Annotated in this window: 20 protein-coding genes; 15 read left to right on the top strand and 5 right to left on the bottom strand. The window is 67.8% G+C overall.

Annotated elements, in window-relative coordinates:
- The first annotated feature begins 324 nt into the window (after nt 1–324).
- From secY to truA, 12 genes are all read left to right on the top strand, one after another.
- The gene (secY, locus tag ABFX45_RS29070; RefSeq protein ID WP_109628755.1) at nt 325–1,635 is read left to right on the top strand and encodes a preprotein translocase subunit SecY; all 1,311 of its coding nucleotides are present in this window, start codon (nt 325–327) and stop codon (nt 1,633–1,635) included.
- Complete coding sequence (locus ABFX45_RS29075) at nt 1,636–2,196, top strand: adenylate kinase (RefSeq protein WP_109628752.1); 561 nt, start codon at nt 1,636–1,638, stop codon at nt 2,194–2,196.
- 59 nt (nt 2,197–2,255) lie between these two features.
- Complete coding sequence (map, locus tag ABFX45_RS29080; RefSeq protein ID WP_109628750.1) at nt 2,256–3,032, top strand: type I methionyl aminopeptidase; 777 nt, start codon at nt 2,256–2,258, stop codon at nt 3,030–3,032.
- A gap of 107 nt (nt 3,033–3,139) precedes the next feature.
- Nucleotides 3,140–3,814, top strand: coding sequence for a hypothetical protein (locus ABFX45_RS29085; RefSeq protein ID WP_346133318.1), 675 nt, complete (start codon nt 3,140–3,142; stop codon nt 3,812–3,814).
- Nucleotides 3,815–3,936: 122 nt separating this feature from the next.
- Entirely contained in the window at nt 3,937–4,158 is a 222-nt protein-coding gene (infA, locus tag ABFX45_RS29090; RefSeq protein WP_005166804.1) for a translation initiation factor IF-1, read from the top strand.
- Nucleotides 4,159–4,183: 25 nt separating this feature from the next.
- Nucleotides 4,184–4,297 (top strand): 50S ribosomal protein L36, encoded by a 114-nt coding sequence (rpmJ, locus tag ABFX45_RS29095; protein WP_010148647.1) that lies wholly within the window; start codon nt 4,184–4,186, stop codon nt 4,295–4,297.
- 219 nt (nt 4,298–4,516) lie between these two features.
- Nucleotides 4,517–4,897 (top strand): 30S ribosomal protein S13, encoded by a 381-nt coding sequence (rpsM, locus tag ABFX45_RS29100; RefSeq protein ID WP_346133320.1) that lies wholly within the window; start codon nt 4,517–4,519, stop codon nt 4,895–4,897.
- Nucleotides 4,898–4,934: 37 nt separating this feature from the next.
- Complete coding sequence (gene rpsK, locus ABFX45_RS29105) at nt 4,935–5,342, top strand: 30S ribosomal protein S11 (RefSeq protein WP_086669042.1); 408 nt, start codon at nt 4,935–4,937, stop codon at nt 5,340–5,342.
- A 23-nt stretch (nt 5,343–5,365) separates the two neighbouring features.
- Nucleotides 5,366–5,971, top strand: a complete 606-nt coding sequence (rpsD, locus tag ABFX45_RS29110; RefSeq protein WP_030472035.1) for a 30S ribosomal protein S4 — start codon at nt 5,366–5,368, stop codon at nt 5,969–5,971.
- Nucleotides 5,972–6,116: 145 nt separating this feature from the next.
- Nucleotides 6,117–7,175 carry a DNA-directed RNA polymerase subunit alpha gene (locus tag ABFX45_RS29115; protein WP_109628746.1) on the top strand — a complete coding sequence of 353 codons (1,059 nt, stop codon included), beginning with the start codon at nt 6,117–6,119 and terminating at the stop codon, nt 7,173–7,175.
- Nucleotides 7,176–7,223: 48 nt separating this feature from the next.
- Nucleotides 7,224–7,805 carry a 50S ribosomal protein L17 gene (rplQ, locus tag ABFX45_RS29120; protein ID WP_109628744.1) on the top strand — a complete coding sequence of 194 codons (582 nt, stop codon included), beginning with the start codon at nt 7,224–7,226 and terminating at the stop codon, nt 7,803–7,805.
- A 59-nt stretch (nt 7,806–7,864) separates the two neighbouring features.
- Complete coding sequence (gene truA, locus ABFX45_RS29125; protein WP_211337091.1) at nt 7,865–8,656, top strand: tRNA pseudouridine(38-40) synthase TruA; 792 nt, start codon at nt 7,865–7,867, stop codon at nt 8,654–8,656.
- Between the two features lie 70 nt (nt 8,657–8,726).
- Here truA and ABFX45_RS29130 read toward each other — a convergent pair whose 3' ends face one another.
- From ABFX45_RS29130 to eccE, 3 genes are all read right to left on the bottom strand, one after another.
- Nucleotides 8,727–10,289, bottom strand: a complete 1,563-nt coding sequence (locus tag ABFX45_RS29130) for a S8 family peptidase (RefSeq protein WP_109628740.1) — start codon at nt 10,287–10,289, stop codon at nt 8,727–8,729.
- A 351-nt stretch (nt 10,290–10,640) separates the two neighbouring features.
- Nucleotides 10,641–11,366, bottom strand: coding sequence for a hypothetical protein (locus ABFX45_RS29135; RefSeq protein ID WP_109628738.1), 726 nt, complete (start codon nt 11,364–11,366; stop codon nt 10,641–10,643).
- Nucleotides 11,363–12,511 carry a type VII secretion protein EccE gene (gene eccE / locus ABFX45_RS29140; protein WP_428834201.1) on the bottom strand — a complete coding sequence of 383 codons (1,149 nt, stop codon included), beginning with the start codon at nt 12,509–12,511 and terminating at the stop codon, nt 11,363–11,365. Before eccE ends, ABFX45_RS29135 begins: the two co-directional genes overlap by 4 nt.
- A gap of 330 nt (nt 12,512–12,841) precedes the next feature.
- Between eccE and eccB the strand changes: the two genes are divergently transcribed.
- From eccB to ABFX45_RS29155, 3 genes are all read left to right on the top strand, one after another.
- Nucleotides 12,842–14,452 carry a type VII secretion protein EccB gene (gene eccB / locus ABFX45_RS29145; RefSeq protein WP_109632783.1) on the top strand — a complete coding sequence of 537 codons (1,611 nt, stop codon included), beginning with the start codon at nt 12,842–12,844 and terminating at the stop codon, nt 14,450–14,452.
- Between the two features lie 70 nt (nt 14,453–14,522).
- On the top strand, nt 14,523–14,840 hold the full coding sequence (locus tag ABFX45_RS29150) for a hypothetical protein (protein ID WP_346133326.1): 318 nt from the start codon (nt 14,523–14,525) through the stop codon (nt 14,838–14,840).
- 11 nt (nt 14,841–14,851) lie between these two features.
- Nucleotides 14,852–15,910 (top strand): WXG100 family type VII secretion target, encoded by a 1,059-nt coding sequence (locus tag ABFX45_RS29155; RefSeq protein WP_346133328.1) that lies wholly within the window; start codon nt 14,852–14,854, stop codon nt 15,908–15,910.
- Nucleotides 15,911–15,982: 72 nt separating this feature from the next.
- On the opposite strand, the gene mycP is transcribed toward ABFX45_RS29155, so the two are convergent.
- Both mycP and eccD read right to left on the bottom strand, forming a co-directional pair.
- The gene (gene mycP / locus ABFX45_RS29160; RefSeq protein WP_346133330.1) at nt 15,983–17,389 is read right to left on the bottom strand and encodes a type VII secretion-associated serine protease mycosin; all 1,407 of its coding nucleotides are present in this window, start codon (nt 17,387–17,389) and stop codon (nt 15,983–15,985) included.
- An 8-nt stretch (nt 17,390–17,397) separates the two neighbouring features.
- Nucleotides 17,398–18,804, bottom strand: coding sequence for a type VII secretion integral membrane protein EccD (eccD, locus tag ABFX45_RS29165; protein WP_346133332.1), 1,407 nt, complete (start codon nt 18,802–18,804; stop codon nt 17,398–17,400).
- Nucleotides 18,805–18,966 lie beyond the last annotated feature (162 nt).

Consider the following 18,966-nt stretch of genomic DNA (forward strand, 5'->3'; position numbering starts at 1 on the left):
GCAAGTGGGTTCTGCGGGTAGCTGAACTTTTGCTGCTTTGGTGGGGAACTGGGAGTTGGGTGCAAACGTTCGCGCTTGGCGAAATCACAGCTCGTAGCACGGAATCTGGTGGCGGGCTACCCCGGATGGCCTAGCTGTGCGGTGAGAGATCAACCGGTTGGAACCTGTGATTGGCCACTGGGTACGGGCAGGTCGCGGGGGGCTGTTAGAGTCGCGGGCTGAACCCGGATGTCCTCCGGGTTGCTTGGTCGTGGCTACCTACTACGGCCTGCCAACTACCGCATGTGCCGGTCCCTGGGGGTCGGCAACGCTCAGGAGGTTCGCGTGCTCGGCGCATTCCGCTCGGCTCTCGCGACGCCGGATCTACGCAAGAAGATCCTGTTTACGCTCGGGATCATCATTGTGTACCGGCTTGGTGCGACCATGCCCGCGCCGGGCGTGTCCTTCAAGAACGTGCGGGCGTGTGCTGAGCAGCTTGAAGGCCAGAACATCTACTCGCTGATCAACCTGTTCAGCGGTGGCGCGCTGCTGAACCTGTCCGTGTTCGCGCTGGGCATCATGCCCTACATCACCGCGAGCATCATCATTCAGCTGCTGACCGTGGTCATCCCGCGGTTCGAGCAGTTGAAGAAGGAAGGACAGGCTGGTCAGGGCAAGCTGACGCAGTACACGCGGTACCTGACCATCGGGCTGGCGATCCTGCAGTCCACCGGTCTGGTGGCCCTGGCGGTGCGCGGGCAGCTGTTCGGTGAGTGCGACCAGGACGTCATCCCGAACAAGGACAGCATCTTCACCCTCATCGTGCTGGTCATCACCATGACCGCCGGTACCTCGGTCATCATGTGGCTGGGTGAGCTGATCACCGAGAAGGGCATCGGCAACGGCATGTCGTTGCTGATCTTCACCGGTATCGCCGCCCGCATCCCGGCCGAGGGCAAGAACATCCTCGACAAGAGCGCCGTCACCTTCGTGCTCGTTTGTGTCGCCGCTCTCGTCATCATCGCGAGCGTCATCTACGTCGAGCAGGCCCAGCGCCGCATCCCGGTGCAGTACGCCAAGCGCATGATCGGCCGCCGCATGTACGGCGGTACGTCGACGTACCTTCCCCTCAAGGTGAACCAGGCCGGCGTCATCCCGGTCATCTTCGCCTCGTCGCTGCTCTACCTGCCGGACCTGATCGTCCGCCTCACCCAGGGTTCCTCGACGGAGTCCAACTGGTTCTCGACCTTCGTGCAGACCCACCTGGTCAAGCAGTCGAGCTGGGTGCACATCGCGACGTACTTCCTGCTGATCGTCTTCTTCACGTACTTCTACGTCGGCATCACGTTCAACCCGGACGAGCGTGCTGACGAGATGAAGAAGTTCGGTGGGTTCATCCCCGGCATCCGTCCCGGTCGCCCGACCGCCGAGTACCTCAAGTTCGTGCTGGGTCGCATCACGCTTCCCGGCTCGCTCTACCTCGGCATCGTGGCGATCCTGCCGAACCTGTTCCTGGACCTCACTGGTGACAACCAGAACCAGAACTTCCCGTTCGGCGGCACCGCGGTTCTGATCATGGTCGGTGTCGGTCTCGACACCGTGAAGCAGATCGAGAGCCAGCTCATGCAGCGCAATTACGAAGGGTTCCTCCGCTAGATGCGACTCGTTCTCGTTGGCCCGCCCGGTGCGGGCAAGGGCACCCAGGCTGAAGTGTTGAGCCGCAAGCTCGGCGTGCCGCACATCTCGACGGGCGACCTCTTCCGGTCACACATCAGCAACCAGACCGAGCTCGGGCTCGAGGTGCAGAGCATCCTCGACGAGGGCGCGCTGGTGCCGGACTCCATCACGAACGAGATGGTGCGCAAGCGTCTGGCCGAGTCGGACGCGGAGCACGGGTTCCTGCTCGACGGGTTCCCGCGCAACGTGGCGCAGGCCGACAAGCTGGGTGAGTTCCTGGCCGTCGGTGGCCACGAGCTCGACGCCGTGCTGGAGTTCCGGGTCGACGAGGACGTCGTGGTGGAGCGGTTGCTGGCGCGCGGGCGCACGGACGACAAGGAAGATGTCATCCGGCACCGGCAGCAGGTGTATCGCAACGAGACCGCGCCGCTGCTCGACTACTACGCGAAGAAGGTCATCTCCATCGACGCCGTCGGTGAGATCGACGAGATCAGTGAGCGTGCCCTCGCGGCGCTGCACTCGCTGCGCGGCGAGAAGTGACAGGTGGACTGCTTGACCGGCTCCGCTCTGTCGTCACAGGTGTTTCAGGCAGTGAACGCATGATCGAGATCAAGACCCGTGGCCAGCTGGAGGCGATGCGCGCCTCCGGCCTGGTCGTGGCGCGTGCGCTGCGCAACGTCGTCGACGCGGTCAAGCCCGGTGTGTCCACGTGGGAGCTCGACGAGATCGCCGAGCAGACCATTCGCGACGCCGGCGCCATCCCGTCGTTCAAGGGCTACCACGGCTTCCCGGCGAGCATCTGCGCGTCGGTGAACGAGCAGATCGTCCACGGCATCCCGAGCAAGAAGCAGGTGCTCGCCGAGGGTGACCTGATCTCGATCGACTGCGGTGCGATCCTCGACGGCTGGCACGGCGACTCCGCCGTCACCGTCGGCTGCGGTGAGCTCTCGCCGGCCGACCACAAGCTGTCCGAGGCGACCAGGCTGTCGATGCTCGCGGGCATCGAGGCCGCGGTGCCCGGCGGGCGGCTCACGGACATCTCGTTCGCCATCGAGTCCTCGGCCATCGAGTCGGGTGAGCGCGACGGCATCGAGTACGGCATCGTCGCGGACTACGGTGGCCACGGCATCGGCACCAAGATGCACATGGACCCGTTCCTGCCGAACTTCGGCAAGCCCGGCAAGGGGCCGAAGCTCAAGGTCGGCATGGCCATCGCGATCGAACCGATGCTGACGCTCGGCACGGACGACTCCCAGGAGCTGGAGGACGGCTGGACCGTCATCACGCTCGACGGGACGCGGGCCGCGCACTGGGAGCACAGCGTCGCGATCACGGAGGACGGTCCCTGGGTGCTCACCGCACCTGAAGAGGACTAACCCGAGCACCTGGAACAACCCCGTTCGCCGTGAGGTGAGCGGGGTTATTTCGTTTCTCAACCCCGATATGGTCGAGGTGACGAACGAGTCCAATGCTTGGGGGCATTGTGGGGGTCACCCGTTTCGTCCTGTCCGCCCTACTGATTTCAGTTTCAGGCTGCGCTGCCACCAAGCCGGCCACCGACTTCACCTACCAGGACGTTCCGGCGGAGCAGATCGCCGACCGGATCTTCCTGGCCGACGCCATCGCGGAGGTCGAGCGGTGCGAGCCGCCGTTCTCCGACGTGCAGATCGTCCGGCCGAACTTCGTCAGCCCGCCGCTCCCGGTCGACGGCGGGTGTGGAGGCAAGGCGCGGGCCGACGCCGGGCCCGAGTACGTCGACGCCGTGACTCGTATCACGGCGCTGCACGACACTGTCGTCCGCGAGTGGAACGCGCGGCTGAACTCCGGGCCGGAGGTCGCGCAGACGCGGGCGCTCGGCGTGATGCTGCTGCACTGCCTCGACCGGGCCGGGTTCACCCAGCGGGGGCCCGGCGACCCGAGTCTCGAGAGCTACGGCATCGGATCCGGCGACGTTGCGCTCAACAACGCAGCTCAGCGGTGTTCTGACGACACCGGCTACGGCAGCGCGATCGCCGCTCAGCGCGTCCGGACGCTCAAGTCCGTGCTCGGTCTGCACGAGGCGGAGATCAACGAGATCACGCGGCTCCGGGCCCTGCTGGTGAGCTGTGCACGGCCGGCGGAGAGCTCCGAGTGGGGCCGATTTGGGTTGCCGGAGTGAACTGCGTACACTGGTCAGGTGGCGCATCCGTCGCGCCGGTTCAGTCATGCCCTCCGAGGTGAGATCGAACCGGGTTGGCGCGCGTCCAAAGGTTATTACCACCGTCACGAAACGCGGAGGACATGGGCAAGAAGGACGGGGCCATTGAGGTCGAGGGCCGCGTAGTCGAGCCGCTCCCCAACGCGATGTTCAGGGTCGAGTTGGAGAACGGTCACAAGGTACTCGCGCACATCAGCGGCAAGATGCGACAGCACTACATCCGCATCCTCCCTGAGGACCGGGTTGTCGTGGAGCTCTCGCCCTACGACCTGTCCCGCGGGCGCATCGTCTACCGCTACAAGTGACCTCCAGTAGCAGGAGATCTCAGGCGTGAAGGTCCAGCCGAGCGTCAAGAAGATCTGCGACAAGTGCAAGGTGATCCGCCGTCACGGCCGGGTCATGGTGATCTGCGAGAACCTGCGCCACAAGCAGCGCCAGGGCTGAGCAGTTCCACCACGCGCTCGTCGAGATCATCGATGACGCAGTAACGAGACACTCCTCGCACCTGCCGCACGCAGGGCTTCAAGCGTGCGGACACCCCCGGATTCCAGGCCGGGGCCGGGACACCGGCTGTGAGAGCAGCCGGAACGACACACAGCGAGTCAGTCACCGGAATCGGGCGAGGAGCAGACCTGGAAGTAATCGACAGGAGTTAACCGCCACATGGCACGACTCGCTGGCGTAGACCTCCCCCGCGAAAAGCGGATGGAGATCGCGCTCACCTACATCTTCGGCATCGGTCGTACGCGCTCCAAGGAGCTGCTCGCCGCCACCCAGATCTCTCCCGACCTCCGGGTCAAGCATCTGACGGACGACGACCTCGCCAAGCTGCGGGACCACATCGAGACGAACTACAAGGTCGAGGGTGACCTTCGCCGTGAGGTCGCGGCCGACATCCGTCGCAAGATGGAGATCGGTTGCTACGAGGGTCTTCGGCACCGTCGCGGCCTGCCCGTTCGCGGTCAGCGCACGAAGACGAACGCTCGTACCCGCAAGGGTCCGAAGAAGACCGTGGCCGGCAAGAAGAAGGCCGGCAAGAAGTAAGACCTCGGGTCTACTGCCCTCAACTTAGGAGTTCGTTTTGCCACCCAAGTCCCGCACGGGAGCCGGGGTCAAGAAGATCCGGCGCAAGGAAAAGAAGAACGTCTCGCACGGCCAGGCGCACATCAAGAGCACGTTCAACAACACCATCGTGTCCATCACGGACCCGATGGGCAACGTGATCAGCTGGGCGTCCGCCGGCCACGTGGGCTTCAAGGGCTCGCGCAAGTCCACGCCGTTCGCGGCGCAGATGGCTGCCGAGAACGCCGCCCGCAAGGCCGCCGAGCACGGCATGCGCAAGGTGGACGTGTTCGTGAAGGGTCCCGGCTCCGGCCGTGAAACCGCGATCCGTTCGCTGCAGGCCGCTGGTCTCGAGGTCGGCACCATTCAGGACGTGACCCCGCAGCCCCACAACGGCTGCCGCCCGCCCAAGCGGCGCCGGGTCTGAGGCACGGGGAGGAGTAAGAACTAATGGCTCGTTACACGGGACCTGCGACGCGTATCTCGCGCCGCCTGAAGGTTGACCTCGTTGGTGGGGACCAGGCGTTCGAGCGCCGTCCGTACCCGCCCGGCCAGCACGGCCGCGGTCGGGTCAAGGAGTCCGAGTACCTGCTGCAGCTCCAGGAGAAGCAGAAGGCTCGCTACACCTACGGCGTCCTCGAGAAGCAGTTCGTCCGCTACTACAAGGAAGCGGTTCGTCGTCCGGGCAAGACCGGTGAGAACCTGCTCCAGATCCTCGAGGCCCGCCTCGACAACGTGGTGTACCGCGCGGGCCTCGCCCGCACGCGTCGCCAGGCTCGCCAGCTGGTCAGCCACGGGCACTTTCTGGTCAACGGCCACAAGGTGAACATCCCGAGCTACCAGGTGTCGAAGTTCGACATCATCGACGTGAAGCCGAAGTCCATGCCGACGCTGCCCTTCGAGGCTGCTCGCGCGTCCTTCGGTGACCGCCCGATTCCCGCTTGGCTGCAGGTCGTTCCGTCGAACCTGCGCATCCTCGTGCACCAGCTGCCCGAGCGCGCGCAGATCGACACGCCTGTCACCGAGCAGCTCATCGTCGAGCTCTACTCGAAGTGATCCTCTCGTCGGCGGCGGTTCGCCGTCGCCGGCGGTCGGGTCCCGCATCGGCGCGAAGGGTGTGCCGAGTGCGTTTGCCGGTCTCCGCGACCGGCGTCTTTGACGGCGTCAAATAGCGGTCGTCGTCGTAGGAAGGAAGAACCCAGTGCTGATTTCCCAGCGCCCCTCGCTCGGCGAGGAAGCGGTCTCCGAGACCCGTTCCCGGTTCGTCATCGAACCGCTGGAGCCGGGCTTCGGTTACACGCTCGGCAACTCGATCCGCCGCACGCTGCTCTCGTCGATCCCCGGTGCTGCTGTCACGAGCATCCGCATCGACGGCGTGCTGCACGAGTTCACCACGGTTCCCGGGGTGAAGGAGGACGTCACCGACGTCATCCTGAACCTCAAGGAGCTCGTCGTCTCGTCCGAAGAGGACGAGCCGGTGACCATGTACCTGCGCAAGCAGGGCCCCGGTGTGGTGACCGCGGGCGACATCGTGCCTCCGGCCGGTGTCACCGTGCACAACCCCGACCTGCACATCGCGACCCTGAACGGCAAGGGCAAGCTGGAGATCGAGCTCGTCGTCGAGCGCGGTCGCGGCTACGTCCCTGCGGTGCAGAACAAGCAGGCGGGCGCCGAGATCGGCCGCATCCCCGTTGACTCGATCTACTCGCCGGTTCTCAAGGTGACGTACAAGGTCGAGGCCACGCGTGTTGAGCAGCGGACGGACTTCGACAAGCTGATCCTCGACGTGGAGACCAAGCCCTCGATCACCCCGAGGGACGCGGTTGCCTCCGCGGGTAAGACCCTGGTTGAGCTGTTCGGCCTCGCTCGCGAGCTGAACATCGACGCCGAGGGCATCGAGATCGGCCCGTCGCCGGCCGAGGCCGACACCATCGCCGCGTTCGCGATGCCTATCGAGGATCTGGACCTCACGGTCCGTTCCTACAACTGCTTGAAGCGGGAAGGCATCCACACCGTCGGCGAGCTGGTTTCGCGCAGCGAGGCGGACCTGCTGGACATCCGCAACTTCGGTGCGAAGTCGATCGACGAGGTCAAGATGAAGCTCGTCGGCCTCGGCCTCGCGCTGAAGGACTCGCCTCCTGGGTTCGACCCGTCCGCCGCCGCGTCGGACTACCACCCCGCCGATGGCGGCTGGGGTGCCGGTGCCGGTCTGGACCCCCACGACGACGGTCAGGACTACGCGGAGACCGAGCAGCTCTGACGCTCGTTTCAGAGCAGAGGATCTCTTTAGTTACTACAGGAGCAAGCGATGCCCACCCCTACCAAGGGCCCACGGCTCGGTGGGTCTCCGGCGCACGAGCGGCTGCTGCTCGCCAACCTGGCGACGGCGCTGTTCCAGCACGGCCGGATCAAGACCACTGAGGCGAAGGCGAAGCGGCTGCGTCCGTACGCCGAGAAGCTGATCAGCAAGGCCAAGGTCGGTGACCTGCACAACCGTCGCGAGATCATGAAGCTGATCCGCGACAAGGACGTCGTGCACAAGCTGATCGCGGAGATCGGTCCGTTCTTCAGCGACCGTTCCGGCGGCTACACCCGCATCACGAAGACGCTGGCGCGCAAGGGCGACAACGCCCCCATGGCCGTCATCGAGCTGGTGCAGCAGAAGCTCGTCTCGACCGAGGCCGAGGCCGCGCGCAAGACGAAGTTCGCCAAGGACGAGAAGCCGGCCGCCGCGGTCGTCGACCAGGACGCCGAGGCGCCCGAGTCCGCGACCAAGGACGCCTCCGACGAGCCCGCCGAGGGCGTTGTCGAGGTTGACGGCGAGCCGACCGCTGAAGCGGTCGAGGCCGAGGAGGCCAAGGACGAGTCCGCTGACAAGGACAAGTCCTGAGCAGTACGTCTGCTGACGAGCCCGTCGTTCCCGCTTCCGGGGACGGCGGGCTCGTTCGTGTGCGCTTCGACCTCGCCTACGACGGGACCGAGTTCTCCGGATGGGCTCGCCAGCCCTCGCGGCGAACCGTGTGCGGAGTCCTCGAGGACACCCTGTCGATGGTGTTGCGCGAGGACGTGACTTTGACCGTGGCCGGCCGGACCGATGCCGGCGTGCACGCCTCCGGCCAGGTCGCTCACGCCGACCTGCCGTCCACTGTGGATGTCGCGGGGCTGCCCAAGCGGTTGGCCCGTGCGTTGCCCACGGATGTGCGGGTGTTTTCCGCTCGGGTCGTGCCGACTGCCTTCGACGCGCGGTTCTCGGCGTTGCGGCGGCACTACGAGTACCGGGTCTCGGATACCGCGTTCGGCGCGCATCCGTTGCGACGGTTGGACACGCTGGCCTGGCCACGTCCGCTCGACGTTTCCGCGATGAACGCGGCGGCTCTGCTCCTGCTGGGCGAACACGACTTCTGCGCGTTCTGCAAACGGCGCGAGGGTGCGACGACGATCCGTGAGCTGCAGCGCCTCGAATTGGCGCGCGGCAACGACGACGTGATCACGGCGTTCGTGTCCGCCGACGCCTTCTGCCACTCGATGGTCCGGTCGCTCATCGGGGCGCTGCTGGCCGTCGGGGAGGGGCGCAAGCCGGTGGAGTGGCCCGGGTCCCTTTTGTCGCTCCACGCGCGTTCCAGCGGCGTTACCGTGGCTCCGGCGCACGGCCTGTGCCTGGTGCGCGTCGACTTCCCCGAGGATTCCGAGCTGGCGGCCAGGGCCGAGGCCACGCGGAAGGTCCGGACGCTGTCGAGCTGAGGACGACTCCTCGAAGAGGGAGGAGCCCCCGGCGGGGGGACCGGGGGCTCCGAGGGGTGAGACGAGAGTTCTAGATGTCGAGCGTCCAGGAGTCGATGTAGCCGGTGTCCTGGCGGTAGAGGTCGCGGACCCGCAGCTGCCAGGTGCCGTTGGCGTCCTCAGCGGACACGTTGATGCTGTAGGTGGCGTTGAGGTCGTCGGCGCTGTCGCTGCCGTTCGAGACCTTCAGGGTCTTCACGGCGCCGGACGGGGTGATCAGGGCCAGTTCCAGGTCGCCGCGGTAGGTGTGCTTGATGGCCACCTTCACCGTGCCGGTGGTGCTGGCCTTGCCGTTGCAGTCCGCGATGGTGATGGACGAGGTCACCGAGGAGGCGTCGGGGATGGCAGTGTCGGCGTCGTTGGTGGCGGCCGGGCACTGGCCGGGCGGGTTGCCGGGGGCCGTGCCGGTGATGTGCAGGAGCTTGTTCGGGGAGCCGGTGCCGGGGCTGGAGACGGCGTCGGAGGTGGCGTTCTCCACCAGGGCGTCGCGGACCTGCTGCGGGGTTGCCGTCGGGGACGAGCCGAGGAACACCGCTGCCGCGCCCACCACGTGCGGGGTGGCCATCGAGGTACCGCTGATGGTGTTGGTGGCGTCGTCGTTGGTCAGCCAGGCCGAGGTGATGTCACGGCCGGGGGCGAAGATGTCGAGGCAGCTGCCCAGGTTCGAGAACGACGAGCGCGCGTCGGTGCGGTCGGTGGAGCCGACGGTGATCGCCTCCGGCGTGCGGGCCGGGGAGGTGTTGCAGGCGTTGCCACCGTTGTCGTTGCCGGCGGCCAGGCCGTAGGTGACGCCTGCGTCGATGGAGCGCTTCACGGCGTCGTCGACGGTTTGGTTGGCGCCGCCGCCCAGTGACATGTTGGCCACCGCGGGCTTGTTGGCCGGGTTGCTGTTGACCTGCTCGGTGACCCAGTCGATGCCCGCGATCACGCCCGCGAAGGTGCCGGAGCCCGCGCAGTTCAGGACTCGGACGGCGACCAGCTTCACGTCCTTGGCGACGCCGTACTTCGTGCCGCCCACGGTGCCCGCGACGTGAGTTCCGTGGCCGTTGCAGTCGGTGGCATCGTTGTCGTTGTCGACGGTGTCGCGGCCGTGGACCGCTCGGCCACCGAAGTCGCTGTGGGAGACGCGGATGCCCGTGTCGATGATGTAGGCGGTGACGCCCGCGCCGCGGTTCGGGTAGGTGTAGCTGTTGTCCAGTGGGAGGGTGCGCTGGTCGATGCGGTCGAGGCCCCACGACGGGGTCGGGGTCTGCGTCTCCGAGAGGTGGACCTCGCCGTCCTGCTCGACGTGGGCGACGGCCGGGTCGGCTGCCAGGCGCTTGGCCTGGGCTTCGGACATCTGCGCGGAGAAACCGCGCAAAGCGGACTTGTAGGTGTGTTTCACCTTCGCGCTGTACTTAGCGCTGATGTTCTCCACACTGGTCGTGCTCATGTCCTTCAGCACGACGATGTAGTTGTCCTTGACCGCGTTGGACGCACCGAGGTTCCGAATCTCCCCCTCGGGCGCAGCGGTGGCGGAGACGGACGTCAGTGCGAGCGCTGTGCCCGCCACCAGTCCGATTCCAGCCGCTCGTCTGAGCCACGATTCACCCATAGCAGCGTGCTCCCTCGTCGCAGGGTCGTGCAGGTGAGAGTTTTCTTAGTGGCGCAGACGGATTTCGCACAAGAAGGTCCACGAAACTACCTTCGAATGGCGAATCAACAGATTTGCTGCGCTTTGTTAATTAATTGGTTCCGCTGATCTATGGACAGAACAATTGCGCCCCGAACGATGAACCGTTCGGGGCGCAAGTTTCGCCTATTTCGTCGAGCGAGTTCGTGTCGGTCGTCCGGGCGCCCCTTCGGGTCAACCGCCGCAGGCGATTCGGGCCGAAGCGGGGGCCGGATGGCCGACTTCCAGACGAACTCGCTGCCGTCTGCGGAGCAGCGGCAGACGAACACCGTCTCAATCGCCTCGGCGTACCGCTCCGAGGATCTGCTGCTCGGCAGGTGTCGTGTACAGGCGCAGGTGTGCCCACATGTCCTGGCCCATCGCGATCACCTGGTCGTCCTTCAGCTGGGTCAGCTGCTGGAACATCTGCGGCCGCAGGCGCCACATCTGGCCGGCGAGCTGCGCCTGGCCCATCGGGAGGCGCTGCAGCAGCACGAGGTCCGCGTTGTTCGCCGTCGACGCGGCCTGCGGGTGCAGGTACGGCAGCACGTACATCGTGGTCTGCCACGGCGCACGGGGCGGGAACAGCTCCTGCGGAACGTGGCCGCCGTCGTGGATGACGAGCAGCGGCATGTCCTCGGTCGGTCGCGGCAGGTCGGCGGGCGACAGGCGACGGAGCTGGACGAGCTGGGACGGGCGGCCGTCCGGGCCCTGGCCCGCTGCGCGCACGACCGGCTGCCAGGCCTGCGGGCGGCCCGTCGCGATGATGATCCACGCGCCGGTCGCCATGGCCCGCAACGCGATCTGGCGGGCCAGGTAGAGGCCGCCGACGACCACCATGCGGGTCGGGGTGGGACGCAGCACGGACACCGTCAGCGGTTCGCCCTTGGTGCCCTGGCCGAGCATCATGCCGCCGCGGTCGCCGCTCGGGCTGACCACGTCGAGCATGTTCGGCGACACCAGGAACTCCGGTGCCACCGCGCCGCCGCCACGCGTGTCGAGCAGACGGGACGAGCTCATGCCGCACCTCCCAGCGGCAGCGTCGCGGCCAGGCCGGCGAGCTGCATGCCACGCAACGGGGTCAGCGTGATGTCGAGGTTGTTGCTCAGCTTCGCCAACTGGTCCTCCGCGCGGTCCAGTTCGCTCGGCGTGCGGGCGCTCACCCGCACCAGGCCGCGCAGCGAGACCTGACCGTCCTCACGGGACGGTGAGATCGACATCGCCAGCGTCGAGGACAGCGCACGCACGCCCGTGAGCGAGTTCAGGTTGCCCTTCAGGCCCTTCGACGGCCAGCCGGTGATCGCGTAGCTCGCGTGACCGACGCCACCCGCGGTGACGCCCGACCACTTCTCCCGCAGCGACACGGGGTTCGTGTTGCCGACGGCGGCGGTCAGCTCCGCGGACGAGATCGCCGCGCGCAGCAGCTCGTCCGAGTCGAGCGGGCGGATCGTCACGCCGGCGGACTCGAGAGCGTTGCGGACACGGGAAAGCGCGCCGATCAACGCGCGGTGTGCACCGACGACGCCGCCGCCACGCTCCCTGATCGCCTCGCCACAGCGGCGCGGGTCGAGCCGCACCGTGATCCACGTGGTGCGCCTGGCGGCCGCGGGCAGCGGGCCGAGCACCTCCATGTACGAGCTGACCGCCGGCGCGTTCGGCGGGAGTGCCGCGCTGCCGGGATAGCAGTGCCAGATCACGGTGATCGCGTCCAGGACGACACCGCGGTCCTCCAGACAGGGCGCCAGCGCGCCGAGCGGGAGCGACGGCGCGGAACCGACCGGGGAGATCAGCGGCGGGGTCGGGTCGACAAGCAGCACCGCCGTCCACACGCCGTCGTGCCACGACAGCGCGAGCGGGCGGCGTTCGTGGTCGACGCCTTTCGCGATCACCAGGTCCGGGATCGCGAGGCGCAACAGCGCGACGCGGGGGTCCTCCGGGCCGAGCACCTGCATCTCGTCGTCACCGGGCTTGGACTCCTGCGGTGCGACGCGGTTCGCGGTGCGGCTGTGCGACCGGAAGTTGTAGCGGAGCCGGACACCGATCCACTGAGTGAGCCAACGACCACGCGATCGGGTGAAAGCCAGGATCAGTGCGATGAGGAGCACACCGCCGGCGATCGAGACGGAGACGACGTTCAGCGCGCCGGCTGAGTCCTTCACGCCCATGAGTGAGAGCACGAGGAGTGCGATCGCGAGACCGATCTCGATCGTGACCACGTTCGAGACGGGCAAAGAGCCGAGGCTGACTCCGGCACCTCTGCGCCGGACACGCCCGACAGGACGCGGAGGCACGGGTGCCTGCTGGCCAGGACCCGCAGGTCCCTGCGGCCGCGCCATCCCTGGGTTCGGCCGGGGCGGATGTGGAGTGGTCACGGACATCCGTTGTGGTCTCTTTCCCCTCGATGGTCGGTGGGCTTGGCGAACCGGCCCACGGAGCAACCTGCGTCCGGCTATCCTGCCGAACCGTACCGCGACTGGGAGAGCAGCGAGCCGAGAATGGCATCAACACCCACCACCAAGTCACAGGTCCAGGCCTACCAATTCGTCCTGCGGCGGATGCAGTCCGCTCTGGTCCGCAGAGACGCAGTGATGCTGCATGACCCCATGCGCAATCACTCGCGCGCGACAGCGGTCGGCGTGGTCCTGGGCATCGTCGGTCTGCTCGGCTTCCTCGTGTACGGGCTTTTCAAGCCGGCACCGCGCCTCGACGACCAGACGCAGATCGCCATCAGCAAGGAGACCGGCCAGGTCTACGTGGTCGATGCCGCGCCGAAGCGCCTGATCCCGATGACGAACCTGGCCTCGGCCCGGCTGCTCTGGTACTCGCGCAACAACCCCGACCAGCAGGCCGGTGGCGGCGACGCGCCGGGCGGCACCGCGGGTGGCGGGCAGGCCCAGGTCGCGGGCGGCGAGCCGAAGCTGGTGAGCGAGGCGACACTGGCCGGGCTGCCGCGCGGCCGTCTCACCGGTCTGCCGGACGCGCCGGACGTGCTGCCGAAGCCGAACCTCCGCATCGACGCGCAGTGGTCGGTCTGCGACACGCTCGACCTGGACGAGTTCCGCGAGAACCAGGCGGCGGAGAACCAGATCAAGACCTCGGTCATCGCCGGCGTGAGCCGCGGCAACACGGACCTGGGCGAGGAGGCGGTGCTGGTGCAGCAGCGCACCGGCGCCAAGAAGGCCTACCTGATCTACAAGAAGCCCAACGAGCTGGACGACATCTCGTCGTCGACGGTTCGCGCCGAGGTGGACCTCAAGAACGACAAGGTGCTGAACGCGCTCAACCTGAAGGGCAAGCAGCCGCGCGCGATCAGCACGGCGCTGCTGAACGCGATCCCCGAGGTCGCTCCGATGACCGCCCCCGCCGTCCCGAACCAGGGCAAGCGGGCGACCTACGTCACCGAGACGAACGTCAACATCGGTGAGGTCGTCGAGATCGAGCGGACCGGCGCGCCCGAGTACCTGGTGGCGCTGGAGGACGGTTTCCAGACCGTCGACGAGACCGTCGGCGACCTGCTGCGCTGGGCGTACTCGAACAACAAGCAGGCGATCAAGCTCTCGCCGAGCGCCGTCGCGAACCACAAGGACCCGAAGAACCCGCTCAAGCTCGAGTCGTACCCGGACAAGATCCCGACCACGCTGGAGGCGAACGCCGGCAACACCGTTGTCTGCCTCGGCTGGAAGGCCGAGAACTACACGGAGTCGACCAAGGCCGAGCACACCTCGGTGACGATCGGCTCCAAGCTGCCCGGCCCGCAGGAGATGACCCCGGTCGAGCTGAACGCGGCGGGTGCCGGTGGCGAGATCATCGACCAGTTCCTGATGCTGCCGGGCAAGCAGGCGGTGGTGCGGGCGAGCCAGGGCAAGGGCGACTTCGGGACCGGCCCGGTGCAGATCGTCACCGGTCGCGGTGTCCGCTACGGCATCCCGGACGCCGGGACCGCGGCGGCGCTGGGCCTCGAGGGGAACTTCCCGCCGGCGCCGAACCAGATCCTGAGCCTGTTGCCGATGGGACCGCAGCTCAACAAGAACGAGGCGAACCGCAGCTACGACGCGATTCCCACGCCCAAGGGCACGATCAAGGATCCGCAGTCCACCCAGAAGTAGCGGAACCGTTCCGGGTGCATCACCGTCGAATGCACGCAAATGCATCCGGAAGTGTCGTAAGGGGACAGTCGTGGCCGGTCGCATCACCGTCGATTCGGAGTGGTTGGAGGCCTACGCCGACCGGATCGACGGCACGACGGACGATCTGAGGCGGGTGCGGGACGCCATGAAGGTGTCCCCGCTGCGCCCCGAGTCGTTCGGTGAGATCGGCAGAACGCTGGGCAGCTCCCAGGGCTACGCGCGTGCGGCCGAGCTGTTGAACTCGCAGCTCGCCCGCGCCTGCGACACGCTCGACGCGGCCGCGAAGGGCCTGCACGAGGTGGCCAGGCAGCACGGCCGTCACGAGCAGGAGGCCCTGCACCAGATCAAGAAGGCCGATCGGCGGTAGGGGGAGCTGTGGTGGCCAAGGACGGCAGGCAGATCGCGGCCGAGGTCGGTCCCGAGCTCGACTACCTCTCGCGGGTGAGCCGCAAGCTCGGTGTCGTGGACCTCGTGCACGACTTCTTCGACCCGCTCGTGGGCGACTGGAACGACCTGCGCGAGGAAGCCGAACGCTGGCGCAAGGCGGCGAAGGTGACCGAGGCGGTCAACAAGCACGTTGCGGCACCGCTCGGAGGGGTCGACGCGCGGTGGGAGGGCAAGGACGCCGACGCGTTCCTCGACCACATGCGCAAGGTGGGGCTCGCGGGCGGCGACATGTCCGACGCGATGAACGCGATGGCGGAAGCGTTGGAGGAGACCGCGGACGGCGTCCGCGACATCGTCCAGGACATGGCGCACGTGCTCGCCGACGCCGCAGACTCGGTGTCCGGCACGGCGGCGCTGCCCCTGGAGGGCGACCAGCGCGCGATCAAGCACATCGAGGAGCTCAAGGACCCTGTCCGCGAGCTGCACGAGGCCGCGCGGCAGGTGCTCGAGGCGTTTCTCAAGCTGTGCGACGGGGTTTCCGGTGAGGCCGGCAAGTTCGACGCCGTGCGCATGGAGCACAAGTACCCCGAGAAGGACTGGACGTACACCGCTCCGGCCAAGCCGGAGGCCAAGACTCCCGACCAGCCCAAGGCTTCCGACACGGTCGCCGCGGGCAAGGGCGGTGGCGGTACCCCGTCGACCGGCGGTGGCGGCGGTGCGGGCGGGGTCGGTTCGGTCGGTGCTCCCGCCGCGTCCGCCACACCGCCGCCGCAGATGCAGTTCGGAGGCGCCACAGGCGTCTCTGAGCAACCACCGCCCGCGGAGAAGGGTGGTGCCGCCGCCCCGGCCGCTGGTGGACGTCCTGGGGGCGTGCCCGGCGGTGCCGGAATGATGGGCGGCATGCCGATGATGGGCGGCATGATGGGCGGTGGCGGTCAGCAGGGCGGCGACAAGGAGCACAAGCCGCGCCAGCGGCTCACCGGCTCGATCGACGACCTGCTCGGCAAACCGAAGAAGGCGGCGCCGAAGGTGATCGGCGACGACGACTGAAAGTCGTCCAGCACAACGAGAACGGCCCCACCGGTGAATTCCGGTGGGGCCGTTCTCATCGCGCTGCGCGGGCTAGGCCTGTCTGCCGCGCTTGCGGTTGAGCGAGTTGCGCACGAACAACGTCAGCATCAGCAGCGCGCCGCCGAGACCGATGCCGGACAGCGCCACGATGATCGGCGGCCAGTCCAGGCCGGCGGGCGGCGTGACGGTGGTGTTCAGCTCCTTCGGCTGCGGCTTCTGGAACCCCGGCGCCTCCGAGGGCAGCACCGCGGTCAGCGCGGCCACCGGGTTGATCATGCCGTAGCCGATCTTGTTGTCCTTTCCGGACACGTTGCCGGGGTGCAGGGCCGTGGCCTTGAGCCGGTCCATCACCTGGCGCGCCTTGAGGTTCGGGAACCGCTCGCGCACCAGCGCGGTGATGCCGGCGACGTACGGCGAGGCGAAGCTGGTGCCCTTGATGTCGGTCGTGCCCTGCGCGGTGACGTTCGCGTTCGTCAGGCCGGTGCCCTTGGGGTCGACGGAGATGATCTCCTCACCCGGCGCGGCGATGCTTACCCACGGACCCCAGACGCTGAACGAGGACACCGCGCCCGAGCGCGAGATCGACCCCACCGACAGCACGTCGTTGGCGAACCACGCCGGCGACGAGATCGAGTTCACGTTGGTCGGGTCCAGGTTGTCGTTCTGCTTGGGACACCCGGTGCCCTGGTCGCTCAGGTTGCCGGCCGCCGTGACGATCACGGCGTCCTGGACGTCGACGGCCCACCTGATCGCGGCCTGCAGCTGCTTGTCGTCCGGGCTGAAGCCCTTGGGCGTGCCGCAGTTGGTCAGCGAGATGTTGATGACCTTGGCGTTCTGCTTCGCCGCGCGCACGATGGCCTGGGCCAGCGTGCTCACCTTGCCGGCGGAGGCGCGCTTCTCGTTGTTCGCGTCGCCCTTGTACTCGTACCGGTCGCTGGTCTGGCGGATCGCCAGGATCTCCGCTTCCGGTGCGGCGCCGACGAAGTCGCCCTCGGTCTTGGCCGCCGCGGCGACGCCGGCCACCTCGGTGCCGTGGCCGTCGCAGTCGTCGGTGCCGTTCTTGCCGTTCGAGTTGTCGACGTACTCGCCACCGGGGATGACGCGGTTGCCGAAGCGCGGGTTCCGCGGGTCGACGCCCGTGTCGATGATCGCGATCCGGACGCCCTTGCCCGTCGCGAAGGTGTGCGCCTGCTGCAGGTTCAGGTGGACCTGCCCCCACGGCATGTACTTGATCAGCTCGCTCTTGGTGTCGGACTCGACGCACCCCTTGGTGGTGCGCTCGTACTTCACGTCCGGTATGCCCTTGTCCTCCGGCGGAGGGGTGTTCGGCGGCAGGTCCGGCGGAACCGAGTTCGGTCGGGCCGCGGCCGGGGTGGAGGACGGCTGCGCGGAGGCGTGCGGCACCGCCCCCGTCAGCAGCAGCAGTCCGGCGGTCGCAGCCGCCGTGGTGCGCCTCATGCCGGTCCTCATACGTTGATCAGGCCCCTGAAGACCGAGTACATGTCCATCACCGCGAGCGCCACCGGCACCACCGCGGCGATGAGGACCGCCTCGATGATGTCGACGGTGCGGCGCAGTGGCGGCGAGAACTTCTGGCCGGGGAACACGACGCCGAGCACCAGCGCGGCCGCGCCGAGGATCAGCAGCGTGCCGAACACGAAGACGATGCGGTTGAACTCGCTCGACGAGATCAGCCAGCCGAGCAGGATGCCGGCGCTGGCGAACAGGCCGGTGGACAGCAGTGCCACGGCCTGCGCGCCGTTCGCGTACGCCCGGCCGCGCATCATCAGCACGATCGCGACGACGACGCCGTAGATCGGGCCCCAGACCGTGGCGGCGGACGCGGCGACGATGGCGGCCAGCGCGGCCACGACACCCGTACCGATGATCATGCCGGTGAGGTACTCGTGCGCGACGGCGGTGCGGCGCTCGATGACGGCGAACTCCGGGAAGCCGGTGTCCTCCTTGAGGTCCTCCGCGTTCGTCGGCACGACGGGCGGCGGGATCTTGGCCAGCTGCAGCGTAAGCCGGGGCAGCATCGACAGCGCGGCGAGTGCCACGGCACCGGTCGCTGCGGCCACACCGGTGAGCGGGTGGTCGACGAACGTCGCGACCAGGAACGCGAGCGCCACCAGGGTGCCGCCCGTCGCCGCGGCGATGAACACCGTGATGCCCTGGCCGATCAGCAGGATGCCGCCCCACGCGAAGATCATCAGCAGTGCGGAACCGAGCAGCATCTTCGGGTTGAACCCGACACCGGGTACGGCGTGGAAGCCCGCCACGAACGCCATCGGCAGCGAACCGCACGCGGCGATCAGCACGCCCGTCGACGCCGCCCGGTACGCCCGCGCGATGGTCGCGCCCGTTGCCAGCGCGGCGATGGCGGCGACACCCGCGGCGATCGCGGCGGCCAGGGCGCTGCCACCCCGGTCACCGGGCGCGACAGGGGCGGACAGGAACAGCGCCACCGCGGCGGCGATCAACGCGAGCGCGCCGGCGATGTGACCGAACTTCTGCGCGGTCTCCTTGGTCCAGGGCCGGAACGAGTCCGGGTCGGACTCCGCGATCGCGTCGACGACGTCGTCGTACAACGGCGGCGGCGGGTTCTCGTTGCGGCGGCGCAACTGCAGCAGCTCGCCGTCGACGACACCGAGCGACGCCAGCGTGCGCGCCGGGTCGAGCGGGCTGTCGCCGAGCTTCGCGAGGCACCAGCCGCCGTGCCGGACACCACCGTCCGGAGTGGCTTCTCTCGCCATGTCCAACAGCATCGGCAGGAGATCGGCCACCGCCACGTCGGCAGGCAGCGCGACGTCGATACGCGTTCGAGGTGCCACCACCGTGACACGGCTGAACACCGTCGTACCGGTCGCCACCAGGGCCCCCTAAGTCAGATCAGCGCTTGCAAACAATGTGCCCGACCCTATTGGTCCACTCGGACGTGCGCCGGGCGGCCCTAGTATGGCCGCACCGGCGCCCTTCGCACGTGGTGTTCGCGGAACACGTTCGACTGGGTTTTTTCCCGACCCACCTTCGTG

The organism is Lentzea roselyniae, assembly GCF_039537795.1.
GTDB lineage: Bacteria > Actinomycetota > Actinomycetes > Mycobacteriales > Pseudonocardiaceae > Lentzea > Lentzea atacamensis.